Source organism: Phenylobacterium sp. (genome assembly GCF_035276905.1).
In the GTDB taxonomy this organism is placed as follows: Bacteria; Pseudomonadota; Alphaproteobacteria; order Caulobacterales; family Caulobacteraceae; genus Phenylobacterium.
This window is the reverse complement of the sequence record NZ_DATELG010000188.1, coordinates 1-19,807: the sequence shown is the minus strand read 5'-3', so window position 1 is coordinate 19,807 and position 19,807 is coordinate 1. Positions and strand designations below refer to the sequence as shown.

Below are 19,807 nucleotides of genomic sequence, written 5' to 3'. Positions count from 1 at the left end.
TCCTGCCGCACCTTGCCCCCCGTGCACTCCCGCCGACCCGCGCAGTGCAGGCGGGCGGTGATGCAACTTCGCCTCTTTCGCCAGGCCGGACTGCCGCCTCCATGCCAACAGCCGCCGCTCAGCGCACAATAGAGCCAAAGCGGGCCTCCCCTTGAACTTGGCATCGGCGCCGGACGGCGGCCGGTGTCCGGTCGCCGTATTGCACGGCTCGCCAAAGCTCTGCGGATTGGGGATAGCCGCGCCGCAGCATCCTGGGACGTTGGACCGGCCGAAGCGGCGGTAGTTCGCCGATCACAGGCGGAGGAGCTCAGGAATGAACCAGCATGGCGGCGCGCAGGACACGCTTGGAGATACGCTGCGTCGGGCGGCGCGCAAGCACCGGGATCGCCCTGCGTTGGCCTTCCGCGACCGGACCTGGACTTTCGAGGAGCTTTACGGCGCCGCCCAGTCGGTGGGCGCCAACCTGCTGGCGAGGGGGCTGAACCCAGGCGACCGGGTGGCCGCCTGCGGGCGCAACACCGACGCCTACTTCATCGCCTGGCTGGGCTGCGCAGCGGCCGGCCTCGTCCACGTCCCGGTCAACTTCGGTCTCACCGCCGAGGAAGTGTCATACATCGTCAGGCAGTCCGGCGCGCGCGCGATGCTCTGCGACGCCGAACGGCTTCCGCTCATGCGCTCCATTCCCGAGGCCGACCGCCTGTCCTTCGTCGGGACGTTCGAAGGCGACCAGGAGTTCGACGTGCTGGCGGCGGCGAGGCGCGGCGACGCGCTCGCCGCGCCGCCGATCCGCGGGGATGATCTTGCGCAATTGCAATACACGTCCGGCACCACCGCGGCGCCGAAGGGCGCGATGGTGACCCACCGCGGCCTGTTCATTCATTACCTCGCTTGCATCCACGATCTGGATTTCGAGGCGAGGGATCGCTGCCTGGCCGCCCTGCCCCTCTACCACACGGCGCAGACGCACGCCTACACCATGCCCCAGACGCTGAGCGGGGCGATGACCAGGCTGATCCAGGGACCCGAACCCGAGCGCGTGTTCGAGATCGTGGCGGCCGAGCGGATCAATTCCTTTTTCGCGCCGCCCACCGTCTGGATCAGCCTTTTGCGGCATCCGGCGTTCGACAGCTACGACCTGAGCTCCCTGGAGAAGGTCTACTATGGCGCCTCGATCATGCCGGTGCCGGTGCTCGAGGAACTGCGCCGCCGGCTGCCGAACGCCGGGCTGTACAACGTCTATGGCCAGACCGAGGTCGGGCCGGTGGCGACGGTCCTGCGGCCGGAGGAGCATGAGGCCCGGCCAGCATCGGCCGGCCGCCCGGTGATCACCGTCGAAACCCGCATCGTCGACGAGCACCTTCACGACGTTCCCGCCGGAACGCTGGGGGAGATCGTCCACCGCTCGCCGCAGCTCCTCGTCGGATACTGGGAACGGCCCGACGAGACCGAGGCGGCGTTCCGTGGCGGCTGGTTCCACTCGGGCGACCTCGGCTATGCCGACGCGGAAGGCTACATATACGTGGTCGACCGGGTGCGCGACGTCATCAACACCGGCGGGGTGCTGGTCGCCAGCCGCGAGGTCGAGGAAGCCCTTTTCAGCCACCCCGCCGTATCCGAAGCGGCGGTGATCGCCCTGCCCGACCCCAAGTGGATCGAGGCGGTCGTCGCGGTGGTGGTCCTGCGCCAAGGCATGGAGGTCGAGGCCGCCACGCTGATCGAGCATGTTCGCGGACGGCTCGCGGCGCACAAGGCGCCCAAGCGCGTGATCTTCGCCGATTCCCTGCCGCGGAACGCCTCGGGCAAGATCCTGAAGCGGGAGTTGAGGCAGCAGCACAGCTGAGCCTTCGCCTGCGCCGTCCGGGCATTGGATGCGCCGCTCAGTTAGCGAGCGACCGCCCCCCTGCGTACCGTGCCGCTGTCGTCAATATCGCAGGAGCAACGGGTATGGGCGCCCAACAGCTCGCCTATGTAGGGCTCGGGGTTTCCGATCCGTCGGCCTGGACGGCGTTCGCGACCAAGTCCCTCGGCCTGGTGGCTCAATCCCGCGCCGGGACCCCTCGCCTACGGCTCGACGGGCGCGAATGGCGCATCGCGGTCCACAGATCGAACGCCGACGACATCCTCTATGCAGGGTTCGACGTCGGCGATTTCGCCGCGCTCGAGCGGCTCGGGTCCCGCCTGGCCGCGGAAGGTCAGCCGCCCACGCCGCTCAAGCCGGAAGAGGCTGAAGCGCGGGGCGTCGACCAAGGTTTCTGGCTGCCGGATCCGGGCGGCCTTCGGCTGGAATTCACCCACTGCGCCCGTCCCGCCGTCGAGGCCTTCGCTTCGCCCCTGACCGATGGGTTCGTGACCGGCGAGCAGGGCCTGGGCCACATCGTTCTGTCGGTCGCGGACGTGACGGAGAGCCTCGCCTTTTATGAGCGCCTGGGATTTTCGGTGTCGGACTACATCACCGCACCCGTCGGCCCGGCCGTCCTGCGGATCGCCTTCCTGCACTGCAACACCCGCCATCACACGATCGCTATCGCCCAATTGCCAGGGGCGAAGCGCCTCAACCATCTGATGCTGGAGCTTTGCGAGGTGGACGACGTGATCCGCGGCCACCAGCGCTGCAAGGCGCAAGGCTTCGCGACCGGCGGCCTCGGGCGTCATCCCAACGACAGGATGCTCTCCTTCTACGTCACCTCCCCGGCCGGATTTGCCGTGGAATACGGCTGGGGCGGGCGGCAGGTCACCGACGACTGGGTGGTGAGCGAGTACGGCGCCGTGAGCGTCTGGGGACACGAAAGAGGGTAATTCCATGGAAACGCCGGAGTCACATTTCGCCACGGTGGGCGAGCACAAGATCCACTACCACGTGGTCGGGTCAGGGGAGCCGCTTGTCCTCCTGCACGGCGGCGGTCCGGGCGCCAGCGGCTGGAGCAACTACAGCCGAAACGTCGATGCGCTGAGCCGCGATTTCCAGTTGATCATCCCCGACCTGATTGGCTACGGCCGCTCCGACAGGCCCCACCTCGCCGGCCCCCGTTTCGGCATCTACGCCAAGTACGTTCTCGGCCTGCTCGACAGTCTCGGGGTCAAGCGCGCCCACGTGGTCGGCAATTCCCTCGGCGGCGGCACGGCCATCAAGATGGCGCTCGACGCGCCGGAACGATTAGGCCGCCTGGTGCTGATGGGCCCGGCGGGGCTGCTCGCCCCCTCCACCCCGACCCCGACGGTCGGCACGCGGCAGATCATGGAATTCTACAGCGGCGAAGGTCCGACGCGGGAGAAGCTGCGGACGTTTCTGCAGACTATGATCTACGACAGTTCCTTCCTGACCGAGGAGCTGCTCGACCAGCGCTTCGCCGCCGCCACCCAGCCCGATCTGGTGGCCAATCCGCCGCTCGGCCGGGGCGGGCCGCCGCCGATCGAAGCGCTGTGGAAGGAGAACCTCGCGGGGATCCAAAACGAGACGCTGATCCTCTGGGGCCGCGAGGACCGGGTGAACCCGATGGACATGCATCTCATCCTCCTCGCCCAGGTTCCGAACGCCCAGTTCACGGTCTTCACGCAATGCGGCCACTGGGTGCAATGGGAGCGCGCCAAGGCGTTCAACAGTCTGGTCGCCTCGTTCCTGCGCGGTGAGATGGACCGAAACTGAGTGGCGAGGTGCGCGCGAGGAGAACTTGCGCTCCTCATAGAAGCCTTGCCGGCTCGGGATAGCGGCTTTGGCCGCCCGGGCTAGCCTTTCCGAACGCGAAGGGAAGAGGACTATGGATACGGACACGGCCCACGCCTGCCGGCGCTGGCCCACCGAGGATGGTCGGCATACGCCTTACCGGGTGTTCACCGATCCCGACGTCTACACCCGGGAACAGGAGCGGATCTTCCGGGGAAAGACCTGGTCCTTCGTCGCTCTCGAGGCGGAAATCCCAAACGTCGGCGACTTCAAATCGACCTACGTCGGCGACACCCCGGTGGTGGTGACCCGCGGCAAGGAGGGGGTGCTGCACGCCTGGGTCAACCGGTGCGCCCATCGCGGCGCCAAGGTCTGCCGCCAGGCCCGCGGCAACGCGCGCGATTTCACCTGCATCTACCATCAATGGGCTTACGGTCCGGCCGGCGACCTGCTGGGCGTGCCGTTCCGGCGGGGCCTGAAGTCGATGTCCGGCATGCCCGCCGACTTCGACATGGGCGGCCACGGGCTCCAGAAGCTTCGAGTGGAGACCTATCGCGGCCTCGTCTTCGTTACGTTCAGCGACGAGACCGAGCCGCTCGAGACCTATCTGGGCGCCGAGATGCTGCCTTGGATCGACCGGGTCTTCTGCAAGCCCGTGGTCTTCTTGGGCGTATTACGCCAAAGAATGAACTCGAACTGGAAGCTCTACTTCGAGAACATCAAGGACCCGTACCACGGACACCTCCTCCACCTGTTCCACAATACGTTCAACATCGGGCGGCCGAACATGGACGTCGCCAACGCCATAGACGCCCGGCACGGCCTGCACTCGATCATCGCGGCCATCAAGAACGAGGCCAGCAAGGACACGTCGATCTACAAGGACAACCGCGTCACCACGTTCAAGGACGACGTCAGGCTTCAGGACCCCGAAATCGTGCGGATGCGCACGGAATTCGACCTGCCCGTGACCAACCACATCCAGTCCATCTTTCCATCGCTGGTCATCCAGCAAATCCACAACACCCTCGCCTGCCGGCAGATCCTTCCGCGCGGTCCGGGAAGCTTCGAACTCGTCTTCCACCTCTTCGGCTACGAGGACGACGACGACGAACTGCGCGACATGCGGATCCTCCAGGCCAATCTCGTCGGACCGGCGGGCTTCATCTCGATGGAGGACGGCGAGGCGACCGAACTCGTGCAGGCCGCTGTGACGCCTGATCCGAACCACGAGTCCACGATGCTGATGGGCTACGGCGCCCCGGAGGGAGCCCGGTCCTTGATCACGGAGCAGTTGCTTCGCTCCTTCTGGTCCGGCTATCGCGCGATCATGGGGGACTGAGGCTATGGGGGATTCAGTCGGCGCCTTGGAGCGCCATCTCGACCGGTTGGCGGTGGAGGATTTCTACGCCGCCTATGTGGCCTGCCTTGACGAGGACCGTCTCGAGGCATGGCCGGATTTCTTCCTGGAGGACGGCCTCTACGGCCTGTGGTCCAAGGAGAACTGGGACGCCGGCCTGCCGGCGCCGATGTTCCTCTGCCGCAACCGCCGCCAGATGCACGACCGCGTCACCTCGTTCCGCGAGGCGAACCTCTATCCCACCCACTGGAACCGTCATCTGGTGTCATCCGTCCAGGTGATCGCCGCCGACGTGACGGAGATCAGCGCGCGCAGCAACTACGCCGTGCTGCAGACGCGGCTGTCGGGCGAGACGTTCATCTACCAGAGCGGCCGCGCGCACGACGTCTTTCACCGCGGCCCCCAGGGCCTGCAGCTGAAGGAGCGGCGGCTGGTCTACGACACGCTGGCTGTCCAGACTCTCTTCGTGATGCCGATTTGATGGCGGGTTCCGACGTGTTTGCGGCCGGGTTGTTCCCCCTCTGCGCACTGGCCGACCTGCCGCTCGAGGAGGGGCGTTGCTTCGAGGCGGATGGCCGGCGGATCGCGGTCTTCCGGCTGGAAGACGGCGTGTTCGCCATCGGCGATCTGTGCACCCACGGTCATGGCGCCCTCTCCGAGGGCTTCGTCGAGGCGGGCGAAGTGGAGTGCCCCCTGCATGCCGGACGCTTCGACATCCGTAGCGGCCGGCCGTGCAGCGCGCCGGTCGAGGAGCCTGTCGCCGCCTATCCCGTGGAGATCATCGACGGCGTGGTGCACGTCCGGATTTGAGCGTCCGGCGGGACAGTTTGAGGGCCATGATGCAGAACTTCAGCTTCGACCTTTCGGGCCGCACGGCGCTCATCACCGGGGCGTCCTCCGGGACCGGCCGCCGCTTTGCGCAGGCGCTCGCCAGCCAGGGGGCGCAGGTGGTGTTGGGCGCGCGCCGCATCGAGCGGCTGCAAGAACTGCAGGGCGCCATCGAGGCCGCGGGCGGGCGCGCGATGGCGGTGTCCATGGACGTGTCGGACGAGGCCTCGGTCGTCGCCGCCTTCGACGCGGCCGAGCGGGCGTTCGGGCCGGTCGACAGCGTGGTGGCCAATGCGGGCGTCAACGCGCCGGCCAGTGCGCTCGACCTACCCATGGCGGACTTCGACGCAGTTATCGCGGCCAATCTGCGCGGCGTCTTCCTTACGGCCCGCGAAGGCGCGCGGCGCATGATCGCCGAGGGCTCGCCATCGCGCGGCCGGATCGTGGTGATCTCGTCGATCACGGCCCGCCAGGCGACCGCCGGGGTCTCGGCCTATTGCGCAAGCAAGGCCGCGGTCTCGCAGCTGAGCCGCGTGCTGGCGAAGGAATGGGCGGCCGAAGGGGTCAACGTCAACGCCATCGAGCCGGGCTACATGGCCACCGAGATGACGGAAGTTCTGTGGCAGAAGGACCGGGGCAAGGCGCTCGTCGCAACCTTCCCGCGCAAGCGGATCATGAGCGTCGAGGCGCTGGTTCCGCTGGTTCTTTATCTGTGTTCGGACGCGAGCGCGGAGGTGACGGGCTCGGTCTTCACGGTCGACGACGGTCAAACGCTGTGAGACGGCCACGCTTCGCCGATCCGACAAAGCCCTCGACCGCGACACGCCACGGCCCGAATTAGTGCGCCCAATGGATAGTGCTTGCGTCCTCCCATTGTGCGGGCGACTGCTTTTACGGCAGGATCAGCAAACAGTGTGATCTGATATCTCACGGTGGTACGAAAAGACCATGTCGAACCAGATGTTTGCCGCAGAGCCGCCGGCGCCGGCGCCCCCGCCGGAAGCGGCGCGGTTCGCCACCACTGATCTCGCGGAAAGCGTCTCCTACATCCGGTCGACCTCCATCGGACACTTCCTGCACCCGGTGCGGCGGAGCGAAACCGTGGAGTTCTTCCATTGGATGATCGGCCTCGCACATACCGACATCGATCTGGTTAGCGTGGAGTGCGGAACCGAGTTCCTCGTCGATCGCGTATCGAACCCGAACCAGTATTACGTGCATCTTCCGATCCGCGGGACCTGCCAGATCCTGGGCCCGGAGGAGCTGACGGCTACGGCCGGGCGTGTGTTTGCGCTCAACCCGACGAACCTTGTCCGCAAGCGATGGGTGGGCGGCTGCCGGCAGATCCTGGTTCGCCTCGATCGGCAGGATGTGGAGCGGGTGCTGACCGACGAGTTGGGCATCGAGTGCTATGCGCCGCTGGTCTTCGACCCGATCGTGCTCGACGCCGAACGCAGCAACGGCCTGGCGCATCTGCTGTACTCCGTCTGGGGCATGTTCGCCTCCGGCGCGCCGGTCCAACAGCCGGGGGTGGCGCGGGCGCTTGAGCGCGGTCTCATCTCCGGGCTGCTGGCCACGCTGCCGCACAACTATTCCACCCAGTTGCGGCATTCGTGCGAGTCGGTTGCGCCCTACTACATCCGGCGAGCCATCGACTACATTCACGCCCACCTGAGCGAGCCGATACTTCCGCAGGCGCTCGCGGAAGCCGCCGGCGTGAGCGCGCGTTCGGTGTACTACGGCTTTCGCAGATGGCGGGGCACCACGCCGATGGGCTACATCCGCAACGCCCGGCTGACTCTCGCGCGACAAGAGTTGAAGAACGCCCGGACGTCCGGCCTGAGCGTGACCGAGGTGGCGCTCAACGTCGGATACGAACATCTCAGCCGCTTCTCGAAAGACTATCGCCAGAAGTTCGGTGAACTGCCGTCGGCGACCGTTCGAGGCCGGTGACCCAAAGCCTGGTCAGGCCCTCCAGACGAGCAGGTGCTCCGCTACCGCAACCTCTTCATCGTGCTGATTGGCGACCGTGACCTTGGCGTGGGCACGGCGTCGCTCCAGGTCGATCTGGCTGATGACGTAGCTGACGGTGACCGTATCACCCAGCCGGACCGCCTTCAGGAAGCGAATTCGATCGAAGCCCAATGAAAGCGGGACCCCCGTCCCTCCCGCCGCCGCGGCTTTCTGCGCCAACATTGTCGAGCAGGTCGACATGTAGCCTACGAGAAGCGCGCCGTGGGCGATGCGCCCGCCGAACGACGTCGTCGCCATGAGCTGTTCGTTGACATGGTTGGGCGCGAAGTCCCCGGTGATGCCCGCGAACAGGTAGACGTCTGTTTCACTGACAGTCTTGCTGAAGCTGACGCGGTCTCCGACCACGATTCCCAGTTCGCCCAAGTTCACCTCCATGCCAAAGTCCCTGCGGTCGCAATCGTGCTGCGGCGGGTCGGCGTCCGAGCGCTGGTTATAGCTCAGGTCTGAAGGAAATCAGTCAGGGCGGCGGCGATGAGATCGGGAACTTCCAGCGGCGCCAGGTGCCCCGCCTCGAGTGCGACGTGGCGCGCGCCCGGTATGGCGGAAAGCAACGCGGCGCCATGCGGCTCCAGCGGCGTCGACGCATCGAGCGTTCCGGTGACCACCAGGCTGGGGACCGTGATCGCGCCGAGACGCCCGGCGAGCCGCATGTCTCGGATCGCCGCCGCGCATCCCGCATAGCCGGCCGCCGGCATCGACAGCAGCCCGCGCCGTACGCTCGCCGCCACCTCCGGCCGCGCCTCGGCGAAGCCGGGCGACAGAAAGCGGCTCATCGCCAGATCGACGATGCCGGCCATGCCCTCTGTCCGCACGCACTCGACCCGCTGGCGCCAGGCCTCGCGGTCCATGGTCGCCGAGGTGCAGATGAGACCGAGCGCGGAGACCCGCGCCGGATGGTCGAGCGCCATCTGCATCGCGATCATGCCGCCGAGGGAGACGCCGGCCACCGCGGCCCGGGCGACGCCGGCGGCGTCCATCACCGCCGCCACGTCGTCAGCGAGCTGCTCCAGGCGGTAATCGCCCTCCGGGGCGCTCGAGGCGCCGTGCCCGCGGGTGTCGATCCGCAGCAGCAGATGACGCCGCCGCAGATGCGGAAGCGCCTCGTCCCAGAGGTCCATGTCGCAGCCGATGGAGTTGAGCAGCACCAGCGGCGGCCGGTCGGCGTCGCCTTCCAGCTTCCAGTAGATGTCGGCTGCCGCCGTGCGGGTGAAGCTCATGGTCTTAAGGCCGTCTATCCCAGGTCGCCGCCGGCCACGGGCAGCACCGACCCGGTGATGTAGGACGCCTCGTCCGAGGCCAGGAACAGGATCGGCGCGATCTGCTCCTCCAGCGTGCCGTAGCGGTTCATGAAGCTCGACCGGGTGACCTGGTCCACCGCCTCGGCCATCCAGGCCTGCTCCTGGGCCGAGTCGCCGGCGGCGTTGCGCGGGATGCGCCGCGGCGGCGCCTGGGTGCCCCCGGGCGCCGTCGCCACCACTCGGACGCCCTGGCCGGCGTATTCCATCGCCAGGCTCTGGGTCAGCGCGTTGATCCCGCCCTTGGCCGCCGAATAGGGCCCGCGGCGGATCCCGCGGGTGGCGTTGGAGGAGACGTTGACGATCACGCCGCCGCCCTGCCCCGGCATCACCTGCAGCGCGGCGTGGCAACACCACAGGGTCGGGTAGAGGCTGCGGCGGATCTCCGCCTCGATCTGATCCGGCTCGAAGGCGGCGTACGGGCGCATGCGGATCGCCCCGCCGACGTTGTTCACCAGGATGTCGAGCCGACCGAACCGCCGCACCACCTCGGCGACCGCGGAAGCCGCGCCCGCGTACGTCTCCAGGTCGGCGCAGAAACCGGCCGCCTTGCCGGCCGCCTCGGCCGCGGTCCCCTCGACGAAGTCGGCGCGGTCGACGAGCAGCACCCGCGCGCCTTCCGCCGCCGCCCGCAACGCCACGCCGCGGCCGATGCCCTGGGCCGCGCCAGTGACCATCATCACCTTCCCCGCGAAGCGGTGCGGGAAGATGGGAGCGGGCGGCGTCTCAGTCATAGGTGATAGACGTCCACGACATGGTGGATGTAGTCGTTCTTGAGCACGACCTTCTTCGCCTTGATCAGCGGTCGCACGCCCGAGATGTCGAGCGTGTAGAACGAGGTTCCGAAATAGGAATCCACCGTCTGATACCGGAAGCTGAGGGTGTGCCAGTTGAAGCGAAGCTTTAGGGTCGCGCCGTCCTGCTCGAGGATCTCGACATTGGCGATGTTGTGCGAGGTCCTGGGCGTCGGCGTCGAGGCGCTGGAGCGTTCGGTCTTCAGGCGGAACACCCGATCTTCCAGCCCGTCGCGGCGGGCGTAGTAGATCAGCGACATCTGCGACTGCGGATCCTCCGTCAGCTCGTCGTCGTCGTCCCAGGCCGGCATCCAGAAGCTGGCGTCCGGAGCGTAGAACTCCAGCCAGGCGTCCCAGTCGTGATCGTCGAGGCAGCGGGCCTCGCGGTAGAGGAAGGATTCGACTTCGTCACGCGTCATCGGTCGGCCTCACGCCGGCTCGCGGGCGTCGGCGTCGGCCGCGGCCGCCGCCTGCATCCGCGCCACCCAGTGCTCATGCTGCACGATGAACAGTCCCTCGTCCTCGGTGCGCACGCCGCTCAGCACCGGGTTGACGCCCAAGGCCTTGGCGTGGGCGTCCGGCCCGCGAATCCAGTGCTCGGCGCCGCGCGACATGTCGTTCCACGGCGCCGCCGAGGCGCGGTAGCCGTTCTGGCAGGCGCGGAACTCCTCCAGATCGTCGGGGGTGGCCATGCCGCTGGCGTTGAAGAAGTCCTCGTACTGCCGGATGCGGCGGGCGCGCTGCTCGGGCGGCTCGCCCTTGGGCGCGATGCAGTAGATCGTCACCTCGGTTCGGTTCACTGAGATCGGTCGGAAGACGCGGATTTGCGAGCTGAACTGGTCCATCAGGAAGACGTTCGGATAGAGGCAGAGGTTGCGCAGGAAGCTGACCATCCACTCGGCCTTCTCCGCGCCGAACTGCTCCGTCAATTCGGCCAGCCGGCCGTAGATCGGCCGCGTCGTCGGATCCGCCCAACGCGTCCACAGGCACACGTGCCCGTTCTCGAAGGCGTAGAAACCGCCCTCCTGCCGATTCCACGACGAGGCGTCGATCGCCTTGATGTCGTCCACCGCCGCATTGCGGCGGCCGGTCGTCATCACATAGTTCCAGTGAACCGAACTGACGTGATAGCCGTCCGCCCCGTTCTCGGCCTGCAGCTTCCAGTTGCCGTCGTAATAGTAGGTCGAGGAGCCGCGCAGCACCTCCAGGCCTTCAGGCGCCTGGTCGACCATCATGTCGATGATCTTGGTCGCCTCGCCGAGGTACTCGCCGAGCGGCGCGACGTCCGGGTTGAGGCTGCCGAACAGGAAGCCGCGATAGTTCTGGAACCTGGGCACGCGCTTGAGGTCGTGGCTGCCGTCGGTGTTGAACTGGGGCGGATAGCCGGCGCCTTCCGGGTCCTTCACCTTCAGCAGCTGGCCGCTGTTGGTGAAGGCCCAGCCGTGGAAGGGACAGGTGTAGATCGCCTTCGACCCGCGCTTGTGGCGGCAGAGCATCGCGCCGCGGTGGCTGCAGGCGTTGATGAAGGCGTTCAGCTCACCCTGGCGGTCGCGGGCGATGAAGACCGGCTGCCGTCCCATGGTCAGGGTCAGGTAGTCGTTCTTGTTGGGAATCTGGCTCTCGTGGGCGAGGTAGATCCAATTGCCCTCGAAGATGTGCTTCATCTCGAGCTCGAAGAGAGACTCGTCTGTAAAGATGTCGCGTCGGCAGCGATAGAGGCCGTGGTCGGGATCCTCGACCACGGCGTCCGCCAGATGCTGAGCCAAGCTCGTCATCGTCGGTATCCTTTGAGAGCGCTCAGGCGACCAGCGCGCGCGGCCGGGTGGACAACGCCTCGTCCGCCTGTTTCGCCGCCGGGGCCAGGGTGAAGTCGAACTCGATCTCGCTGAACGGCGCGTTCAGGCCCCGGGCATGGATGGCGTCGGGCTCGGTGCGCCGCGCGACCGGCGGGATCAGCTCCTCGCGGGTCGCATAGGCGAAGTCGTCGCGCAGGTAGGGATCGCCGTCGATGTTGATCTGGGTGGTCAGATGCTTGTGGCCGGGCGCGCTGACGAAGAAGTGGATGTGCGCCGGACGCTTGCCGTGGCGGCCCACCGCCTGCAGCAGCTGGTCCGTCGAGCCGCCCGGCGGCACTGCGTAGCCCGACGGGACGATGCTGCGAAACTCGTAGCGACCATCGTCGCCCGCCTTGATGCGGCGGCGCATGTTGTAGTCGGACTGGGTTTTGTCGAAGTAGGAGTAATTGCCCTTGGTGTTGGCGTGCCACACGTCGACCACCGCGCCGGCGACCGGCCGGCCGGCCAGGTCGCGCACCTGGCCGTGCATGACCAGCACCTCGCCCACGTCCGAGCCGTCGTCGATGCGCGAACCGCTCTCCACCAGCGGCGCGCCGCCGACGTAGAGCGGCCCCTCGATGGTCCGTGGCGTGCCCTGCGCCTCGCCGGCCGCCCGCGCCTTTTCGTCGGCGCGGATGTCGAGGAAGCGCTCGACGCCCAGGCCGGGCGCCCAAAGTCCGAATTCCGGGGCCCCGGCCGCGAGGAAGTTCAGCGCATGCCAGAACTCGTCCTCGCTGACGTCGAAGCGATCGATGGTTTCGAAGAGATCAGCAAGGATCTTGCGCACGATCTGCTTGGTGCGCTGGTCGCCGCCAGCAGCGTCGAGGCCGGAGGCCTTGTCGAGCAGCGCCTGAACCTCGGAGGACTCGGTGATGGCGGTCATTTGAAGGATTCTCCCTAATCGTCTTTTTGCTGACTAATGTGGGACACGGTCACCGATCGTCGTCGTGGATCGATGACGGGTGGCGGCAGAGCGCGGTCACCCGCACCTCCATGAAGGGGTAGAGGGGAAGGCTGGTGAGCAGGTCGTGGAGCTCGGCGTTGTCGCGCACGTCGAAGATGCTGACGTTCGCATAGCGGCCGACCACCCGCCAGATGTGCCGCCAGGTCCCCGCGCGCTGCAGCTCCTGGAACCGGGCCTTCTCGGCGGCCTTCAGCCGCGCCGCCTCGTCGGGGGCAAATCCCTGCGGAATGGCGACGTCCATCTCGACCTTGAACAGCATGTTCAGCTCCGCGCCGCCGCGGCGGCATGCAGGGTCCTCGTGCGGTCGCGCCGCAGGAAGGCGACACGGTCCTCGTCCAGCGCCACGCCGAGCCCTGGACCGGCGGGGACCTGCAGTTCGAAATTCGCATAGGTCAGCGGCTCGGCCAGAATCTCCTCGGTCAGCAGCAGCGGACCGAAGAGTTCCGTGCCCCAGGTGAGCGAGGGGAGCGTCGCACACAGATGGGCCGAGGCGGCCGTGCCGATCCCGGCCTCGAGCATGGTGCCGCCGTAGAGGCCGATATCGGCCGCATGGGCGATCTGGGCCACGTCGCGCGCGGCGAACAATCCGCCGGCCTGCGCGATCTTTACGGCGAACACGCGCGCCGCCGCGGCGCAGGCGATGGCGAAGGCGTCGCGCGGTCCGCGCAGCGCCTCGTCGGCCATCAGCGGCAGGGCGTGCCGCGCGCAGAGCCGCGCCATGGCGCCCATGGCTGTGCGGGCGACCGGCTGCTCGACCAGATCCACGCCGGCGTCAAACAGCAGCCGCATGCCGAGGTCCGCGGCCGCCTCGTCCCAGGCCTGGTTCACGTCGACCCGCACGCTGGCGCGCTCGCCCAGCGCCTTCTTGATCGCCGCGACGTGGGCTACGTCCTCGCGAACCGGACGCTTGCCGATCTTCAGCTTGAAAATTCGGTGACGCCGGGCGTCCAACATGCGCTCGGCTTCCTCGATGTCGCGGGCGGTGTCGCCGCTGGCCAGCGTCCAGGCGACCGGCAGGCCTTCCCGCACCCGTCCGCCGCCGATCAGCTCCGAGACCGGCACGCCGAGCCGTTTGCCGGCCGCATCCAGCAGCGCCGTCTCGACGGCGCACTTGGCGAAGTGATTGCCGACCACGGCGCGGGCCACCTTGGCGGTCGTTTCGGCGATCCGACTGATGTCGCAGATCGCAAGCACGGGCGCGATGTAGGTGTCGATCGCGAGCTTGATGCCTTCCGGGCTCTCGTCCCCATAGCTGAGGCCGCCGATCGTGGTGCCCTCGCCCAGGCCCTCGACGCCGTCATCGCCGACGATCCGCACGAGCACGATCGACTGATGACGCATGGTGGCCATGGCCAGGACGTGCGGACGGATCGTCGGCACGTCGACGATCAGGGTCTCGATCTTCGCGGGCTTCACCGCCATCCGCTTTCTCCGGGCTCGGGCGCCAACAATCCCGCCGAATGCGTCGCGCGGCAAAGATAATTGGTGTCTATCAATGATACCTGATAGGTATGGACATGGACCTGCGCCAGCTTCGCTATTTTGTGGCGGTCGCCGACGCGCGGAATTTCACGCGCGCCGCGGAGCGCCTGCACATCGCTCAGCCCCCGCTGAGCCGGCAGATCCAGTTGCTGGAGGCGGAGATCGGGGCCGAGTTGATCGACCGATCCGCTCGCCCGCTGAAGCTCACGCCGATCGGACGCCTTGTCTACGACCAGGCCACGCAGTTGATCCGCCGGGCCGAGGACCTGCGCGAGATGGTGCAGCGGGCGAGGCTGACCGAAAAGCGGCGGCTCGTCGTGGGCTTTGTCGCCTCCTCGATTTATGCGCGGCTGCCTCAGCTCATCCGGCAGTTCCGCGCCCTCGCGCCCCACGTCGAGCTCACCTTGCTCGAGATGATGAGCCTGGAGCAGATCGCGGCCTTGAAGGACGGCCGGATCGACGTGGGCTTCGGCCGGATCCGCCACGAGGACACGTCGGTGCGCCGGATCGTGCTGCGCGAGGAAAAGCTGGTCGCGGCGCTGCCGGCGGCCCATCCGCTCGCCCGTGACGAGCGCCCGATCTCGCTCGCGACCCTCGCCGAGATCCCGCTGATTGTGTATCCACGCATGCCCCGGCCCAGTTATGCCGATCAGGTATTAGGGCTGTTCCACGATCACGATCTCGCGCCGCGCGTCGCGCACGAAGCCCGGGAGCTGCAGATCGCGATAGGCCTGGTCGCCGCGGAGGAGGGCGCATGCGTCGTCCCGGACTCGGTCCGCAAGCTGCGCGTTGATGACGTCCGATATCTGGAGATTGTTGAGCCGGCGACCTCCCCGATCATCATGAGCTGTCGCATCGCGGAAGACACGCCGGAGCTTCGCCTGCTGGCGGCCGTGATCGCGAACCTGTACGAAACTTGGAATTATCCGGTGCCGGAAGCCATTTTCCGCATGGCCGAAGGTACAGTATTGACCCCGCAAGAAGCCTCGTAGACACCCGCTCAGCGGGGCCTGGATGCCGCGGACGAGGCCGTCGGGCGCCAACTGCGCGGACGCCCCCACTGCGCCTGCCCCATCACTTTGTCGGACCAGGCCATTCCGGCAGCGCGAGCAACGAGGCGCCGCCATTCACCTGGAGGGCCTCGCCTGTCACGAAGCATTCAGGGTCGCAAAGCCAGGCTACGGCCGCCGCAAGGTCCTCCGGCGTGCCCAGCCGACGCATAGGAAAGGTGGCGGCGCGGAACGCCGCGAACGCGGGATCGGCCATGATGTCCTCGGTCATCGGGCTGCGCGTGAGGGCGGGCGCCACCGCGTTGACCCGAATCCCGCGAGGACCGAGTTCGAAGGCGAAGGCTCGAACGACGTGCTCCATGGCCGCCTTCGTCCCCATGTAGGCAGCATGATGACGCATCATGATGCGCGCAGTCACCGACGAGAGGTGGATGAGCGCCCCGCCGTTGCTCATCGCCCTGGCGAGGGTCTGGAGGAACATGAACGGCGCTACGAACTGGATCTCGGCGATATCGCGCAGCTCCGCTGGGCTGGTCTCGAGTATGGGCCGGACCAGATTGCGGCCCGTGGCGTTCACCCCGATGTCCAACCGGCCAAAAGCTTCCAGGGCGCGATCTGTCAGCCGCGCCAGGTCCTCGGCTTTCGTGGCGTCGACGACGGCAAAAATCCCGCCGATCTCTTCGGCGAGCGCTTTCAGCTCATCCGGGTCGCGTCCAGCAACCAGAACCCGAGCCCCATCCCGAGCGAACCGGCGGGCGATGGCTTGGCCCAGGTTGTCTTTTCCGGCGGCGCCCAGCACGATCGCGCCAAGGCCTGACAGGCTCGCCATGAGTATTAGCCCTCCGATGCGGCTGTTCTAATGCGGGCGCTGCGGCACGCCGCCCGGCGCGTCCAGCAGGTGATCGAATGGCGCGCCGGAAAGCAAGGGAGATCTTCCCCGGAAGAGATAACGCCAGAGATCTTCCGGGGAAGATATTTATTGACAGGCGGCGCGCCTTGGTGGTGACTGGCGCGCCCGCTTTCCCCATGCTTTTCAACGGCGCGCCAGCTCCCGTCCCTGCCGTGGCCGCGAAAGGAGATTATCCATGTCAAACGCTCAGCACGCCCGGCTTCGCCTGGTCTGCCGGACGTCTGAGCTCCCGGATGAGGTGAAGTCCGATCTCGCCAGCGCTTTCGACGTGACCTACTTCCCGCCCGACCTGCCAGTGGCGCAGCTGCCGCAGGCCGAGGCGTTGCTTGTCACCGTGGACTCTGAGCTCCGCGCCTCGGATATCCACGGCCTTCCGACATCCATCGGCGCGGTCGCGACCTATTCCGTGGGCCTCGACCACATAGACCTCGCAGCCGCGACGGATCGCGGCCTCGTCGTTCTGAACACGGCCGGGGTCCTGGCGGATTCCGTGGCTGACGCAGCCTTCCTCCACATCCTGGCGGCCGCTCGCCGCGCGACTGAGAGCCTTGACCTGATACGAAGCGGTCGGTGGACGGGCTGGACGGCCTGCCAGCTCAACGGCGTCGAGCTCGCAGGCAAGACGCTCGGGATCTTCGGCATGGGCCAGATCGGCCAGCGCATCGCTCACCGAGGAAGGGCGTTCGGTCTTTCCGTGATCTATACGGACCGCGCTCCGGCGCCATCGGCCGGGGATGCGCGCTACATGCCCGACGTCGAGGAGCTGTTTGCGGCCAGCGACGTGCTGGTGCTGGCGGCCCCCTCGACGCCTGAGACGCGCGGCGTCGCCAATGAGGCCCGGCTCGCTCTGGCGCGGCCGAGCTTGCTTCTGGTGAACATCGGCCGAGGCGACCTTGTGGTGGATGATGCGCTGGTCGCGGCCTTGGCGACGGGTCGGATCCGGGCCGCAGCTCTGGACGTGTTCAATGGCGAGCCCGCGTTCGACAGGCGCTATCTCGATCTGCCGAACGCCTTCCTGCTGCCCCACATCGGCAGCTCGACGATTGAAGCACGCCGGCGCATGGGCCGTGTGCTGATCGAAGGCTTGATGGCGTGGCGCGCCGGGCGCAGCGCCCCGAACCAGGTCGAGCTAGCGCCGGCGCTGTGAGCGCCTCGAAGGCGCGTCGCCAGACGCTCGTGCATGACCTGCGCGCCCAAACTCATAAGCAGGCCCCGCTTTCACAGAAGGTCCTCGATCGCCAGCGAAGGCTGAGCGCCGGATTCTGGACCGCGCCTGTCGGACGCGCTTGAAAGCATGGCTCCGCCTTGTTATCATCTTCCGTGGAAGATGTTGAATGACAAGAAGCTCCCCGCGTCAGGCCTCCAGCGCGGGATCGGCCCCGCCCTCCTGCAAACCCTCGCGAGATTTCGATCATGATGCGCGCCAGCGACAATGAGCTGCTCACCCGCGTCGGGCCCGGCGCCCCGATGGGAGAGGTGATGCGACGCTATTGGCATCCGATCTGCACCGTTGCGCAGGTGGCGCATCGCGACAGCAAACCGGTACGCAGCCGGCTGCTCGGCGAGAACTTCGTCGTCTTCCGGGACACGGACGGCAAGGTCGGCGTACTCGAAGAGTACTGCCTGCACCGACGTGTCTCGCTAGCCCTCGGACGCGTCGAGAAGGGGGGAATCCGCTGCCTCTACCATGGATGGAAGTTCGCCGCCGACGGAACCATCCTGGAGACCCCCAACCATTGCGACCCGCGATTTCGCGCCCGGATCAAGGCGCGCGCCTATCCAGCGGTAGAAGCGGGCGGATTGGTCTGGACCTACATCGGTCCGCAAGAGAAGCAGCCGCCGCTGCCGATCTGGAGCTTCATGGAGCTAGGCCCGCCGGAGAACCTGGTCGCCGTGCGTCTGAACACCCAAGCCAACTACCTGCAGCTTTGGGAAGGCGGAACGGACAGCTCCCACGTCGGCATCCTCCACAGCAACGTGGCCAATCCGACTTGGACGAGTTCCGATTTCACACCTTCGGACATCGACTACAATCCAGGCGCCCTATCTGTCCCCGACAACGCGCCGGCGATGGATATCAGGGATACGCCCTTCGGATATCACTACGCCGCCAAGCGGAAGGCCCCGCCACAGGCGGACGGCGCGCCCCGCGAAAGCATCCGGGTCGCCCCGATCTTCTTCCCGACAGGCCGCATCATCCCGGCCCCCTCCTACCAGTTCTTCGTCTTCGAGACGCCCCAGGACGACGCAAGCACGTCGACCTACATCATCGTTCATGGCGACAAACCTATTCAACGAGAACAAATCATCCAATTGCTGGGCCTCGACGACATTCGCTTCTGGAGCGAGGCCGACTGCGAGTTCCGCGCCTCATGGGACAACGGCATGCACCAGGACCGTGCGGCGATGGCCGAAAACTGGACCGGGTTCAGCGGAATCGAGCAGGAGGATGCGGTTCTCGCCGTGTCCATGGGCCCGATTGTGGACCGCACGAAGGAGGTGTTGGTGACAGCGGACAAGCCCGTGGTGCACCTGCGCAACCGGCTGCTGGAGAACATTCGCCGCGCGCAAAAAGGCGAGGATCCGATCGGCGTGGGACTTGAGGATTGTACGCAGGTCCGGTCCCTCGGCGACACCCTCGTGACGCCGGACGAGGATTGGGAGCAGATCGTGCCGGGAAATCAGCCCGGAGGGAGCGCGCCTGCCTCGTCAAGGCCAAGCTTCTGATCTTGACCGCGTCTAAAGCAGCGCCGTCAGATGTTTCCGGCCGCATCGATCGGCAAAACTCACGTTTAGGAGATTCGGGTGCAGGCGATCCAGCGCGCCGATTCCATTGCAGCTCTGCGCGAGCTCGCAAAGCGACGCATACCCCGTCCGATTTTTGACTTCATCGATGGGGGCGCTGACGAAGAGATCACGCTTGCGCGCAACCTCAGCGACTTTCGGCGCGTCGAGCTGGCCCCCCGGGTGCTGCGCGACGTGGCCGCCCGCGACAGCTCCGTCCCGATCTTGGGGCGCAACGCCGGCCTGCCCCTGATCATCGCACCAACTGGCCTTGCAGCCCTCGGATGGCCGCGGGCCGACGTCCTCCTGGCGCGGGCCGCAGGCCGGCGGGGACTGCCGTTTGTCATCTCCACGTCGTCGAGCGTCCGCCTCGAAGAGATCGCCATGGGGGCCAAGGACACACGGCTCTGGTTCCAGGTGTATGTCTACAAGGATCGAGACCTGGTCCGGTCTCTTGTCGAGCGGGCGAAGGCCTGCGCCGTCGAAGCTCTGGTGGTGACGGCCGACACCCCGGTCCTGGGCTGGCGTCGGCGCGATCATCGAAACGGCTTCACCGTGCCGCTGCGCTTGACTCCAGCACTGGCCGCAGAGGTCGCCCGCTGCTGGCGGTGGACCTGGGACATTGTGCGGTTCGGCTCGCCCAAGATGCAGAACTTTGTGGAGGCCGGCCAAGCCAACGATATCGTTTCGCTTGCTCAGCTGATGACCCGGAATATGGACGCCTCAGTCTCGTGGCGGGAGGTGTCATGGCTGCGCGATCTGTGGAACGGACCGCTGATCGTGAAGGGAGTGTCTTGCGTGGAGGACGCCGAGGAGGCCGCGCGCCGGGGCGTGGACGCTGTCTGGATCT

At 67.0% G+C, this 19,807-nt stretch carries 21 protein-coding genes; 12 read left to right on the top strand and 9 right to left on the bottom strand.

The window, feature by feature from the left end:
• Nucleotides 1–313: 313 nt before the first annotated feature.
• From VJS38_RS08780 to VJS38_RS08745, 8 genes are all read left to right on the top strand, one after another.
• Complete coding sequence (locus tag VJS38_RS08780; protein ID WP_324087772.1) at nucleotides 314–1,840, top strand: fatty acyl-CoA synthetase; 1,527 nt, start codon at nucleotides 314–316, stop codon at nucleotides 1,838–1,840.
• Between the two features lie 104 nt (nucleotides 1,841–1,944).
• Nucleotides 1,945–2,796, top strand: coding sequence for a VOC family protein (locus tag VJS38_RS08775; RefSeq protein ID WP_324087771.1), 852 nt, complete (start codon nucleotides 1,945–1,947; stop codon nucleotides 2,794–2,796).
• A 4-nt stretch (nucleotides 2,797–2,800) separates the two neighbouring features.
• Nucleotides 2,801–3,643 carry an alpha/beta fold hydrolase gene (locus VJS38_RS08770; RefSeq protein ID WP_324087770.1) on the top strand — a complete coding sequence of 281 codons (843 nt, stop codon included), beginning with the start codon at nucleotides 2,801–2,803 and terminating at the stop codon, nucleotides 3,641–3,643.
• A gap of 112 nt (nucleotides 3,644–3,755) precedes the next feature.
• Complete coding sequence (locus VJS38_RS08765; protein WP_324087769.1) at nucleotides 3,756–5,003, top strand: Rieske 2Fe-2S domain-containing protein; 1,248 nt, start codon at nucleotides 3,756–3,758, stop codon at nucleotides 5,001–5,003.
• A gap of 4 nt (nucleotides 5,004–5,007) precedes the next feature.
• Nucleotides 5,008–5,502, top strand: a complete 495-nt coding sequence (locus VJS38_RS08760; protein ID WP_324087768.1) for an aromatic-ring-hydroxylating dioxygenase subunit beta — start codon at nucleotides 5,008–5,010, stop codon at nucleotides 5,500–5,502.
• Nucleotides 5,502–5,831: a non-heme iron oxygenase ferredoxin subunit gene (locus VJS38_RS08755; RefSeq protein ID WP_324087767.1), complete on the top strand. Its 330-nt coding sequence runs from the start codon at nucleotides 5,502–5,504 to the stop codon at nucleotides 5,829–5,831. Before VJS38_RS08760 ends, VJS38_RS08755 begins: the two co-directional genes overlap by 1 nt.
• Nucleotides 5,832–5,857: 26 nt before the next feature.
• A complete protein-coding gene (locus VJS38_RS08750; protein WP_324087766.1) occupies nucleotides 5,858–6,628 on the top strand; it encodes an SDR family NAD(P)-dependent oxidoreductase in 771 nt (256 codons plus the stop codon).
• A gap of 169 nt (nucleotides 6,629–6,797) precedes the next feature.
• On the top strand, nucleotides 6,798–7,802 hold the full coding sequence (locus VJS38_RS08745) for an AraC family transcriptional regulator (protein WP_324087765.1): 1,005 nt from the start codon (nucleotides 6,798–6,800) through the stop codon (nucleotides 7,800–7,802).
• Between the two features lie 12 nt (nucleotides 7,803–7,814).
• Here VJS38_RS08745 and VJS38_RS08740 read toward each other — a convergent pair whose 3' ends face one another.
• The 8 genes from VJS38_RS08740 to VJS38_RS08705 all read right to left on the bottom strand — a co-directional run bounded on the left by VJS38_RS08740 (nucleotide 7,815) and on the right by VJS38_RS08705 (nucleotide 14,193).
• On the bottom strand, nucleotides 7,815–8,246 hold the full coding sequence (locus VJS38_RS08740; RefSeq protein WP_324087764.1) for a MaoC/PaaZ C-terminal domain-containing protein: 432 nt from the start codon (nucleotides 8,244–8,246) through the stop codon (nucleotides 7,815–7,817).
• 74 nt (nucleotides 8,247–8,320) lie between these two features.
• Nucleotides 8,321–9,100, bottom strand: a complete 780-nt coding sequence (gene pcaD / locus VJS38_RS08735) for a 3-oxoadipate enol-lactonase (RefSeq protein ID WP_324087763.1) — start codon at nucleotides 9,098–9,100, stop codon at nucleotides 8,321–8,323.
• Between the two features lie 14 nt (nucleotides 9,101–9,114).
• The gene (gene benD, locus VJS38_RS08730; protein ID WP_324087762.1) at nucleotides 9,115–9,912 is read right to left on the bottom strand and encodes a benzoate diol dehydrogenase BenD; all 798 of its coding nucleotides are present in this window, start codon (nucleotides 9,910–9,912) and stop codon (nucleotides 9,115–9,117) included.
• Nucleotides 9,909–10,391, bottom strand: a complete 483-nt coding sequence (benB, locus tag VJS38_RS08725) for a benzoate 1,2-dioxygenase small subunit (RefSeq protein ID WP_324087761.1) — start codon at nucleotides 10,389–10,391, stop codon at nucleotides 9,909–9,911. The genes benD and benB overlap by 4 nt, the downstream gene beginning before the upstream one ends.
• A gap of 9 nt (nucleotides 10,392–10,400) precedes the next feature.
• Nucleotides 10,401–11,747: a benzoate 1,2-dioxygenase large subunit gene (gene benA, locus VJS38_RS08720; protein WP_324087760.1), complete on the bottom strand. Its 1,347-nt coding sequence runs from the start codon at nucleotides 11,745–11,747 to the stop codon at nucleotides 10,401–10,403.
• A 22-nt stretch (nucleotides 11,748–11,769) separates the two neighbouring features.
• Nucleotides 11,770–12,690, bottom strand: a complete 921-nt coding sequence (catA, locus tag VJS38_RS08715) for a catechol 1,2-dioxygenase (RefSeq protein ID WP_324087759.1) — start codon at nucleotides 12,688–12,690, stop codon at nucleotides 11,770–11,772.
• A 49-nt stretch (nucleotides 12,691–12,739) separates the two neighbouring features.
• A complete protein-coding gene (gene catC, locus VJS38_RS08710) occupies nucleotides 12,740–13,030 on the bottom strand; it encodes a muconolactone Delta-isomerase (protein WP_324087758.1) in 291 nt (96 codons plus the stop codon).
• Nucleotides 13,031–13,032: 2 nt separating this feature from the next.
• Nucleotides 13,033–14,193 (bottom strand): muconate/chloromuconate family cycloisomerase, encoded by a 1,161-nt coding sequence (locus VJS38_RS08705; RefSeq protein ID WP_324087757.1) that lies wholly within the window; start codon nucleotides 14,191–14,193, stop codon nucleotides 13,033–13,035.
• 89 nt (nucleotides 14,194–14,282) lie between these two features.
• Between VJS38_RS08705 and VJS38_RS08700 the strand changes: the two genes are divergently transcribed.
• Complete coding sequence (locus tag VJS38_RS08700; RefSeq protein ID WP_324087756.1) at nucleotides 14,283–15,245, top strand: LysR family transcriptional regulator; 963 nt, start codon at nucleotides 14,283–14,285, stop codon at nucleotides 15,243–15,245.
• An 82-nt stretch (nucleotides 15,246–15,327) separates the two neighbouring features.
• On the opposite strand, the gene VJS38_RS08695 is transcribed toward VJS38_RS08700, so the two are convergent.
• Complete coding sequence (locus VJS38_RS08695) at nucleotides 15,328–16,092, bottom strand: SDR family oxidoreductase (RefSeq protein WP_324087755.1); 765 nt, start codon at nucleotides 16,090–16,092, stop codon at nucleotides 15,328–15,330.
• Between the two features lie 319 nt (nucleotides 16,093–16,411).
• Here VJS38_RS08695 and VJS38_RS08690 point away from each other — a divergent pair, with 319 nt between their 5' ends.
• The 3 genes from VJS38_RS08690 to VJS38_RS08680 all read left to right on the top strand — a co-directional run.
• Nucleotides 16,412–17,320, top strand: coding sequence for an NAD(P)-dependent oxidoreductase (locus VJS38_RS08690; protein WP_324087754.1), 909 nt, complete (start codon nucleotides 16,412–16,414; stop codon nucleotides 17,318–17,320).
• A 266-nt stretch (nucleotides 17,321–17,586) separates the two neighbouring features.
• Complete coding sequence (locus VJS38_RS08685) at nucleotides 17,587–18,900, top strand: Rieske 2Fe-2S domain-containing protein (protein WP_324087753.1); 1,314 nt, start codon at nucleotides 17,587–17,589, stop codon at nucleotides 18,898–18,900.
• A 78-nt stretch (nucleotides 18,901–18,978) separates the two neighbouring features.
• Nucleotides 18,979–19,807, top strand: an 829-nt coding sequence (locus VJS38_RS08680) for an alpha-hydroxy acid oxidase (RefSeq protein ID WP_324087752.1), incomplete at its 3' end; no start/stop codon positions are given.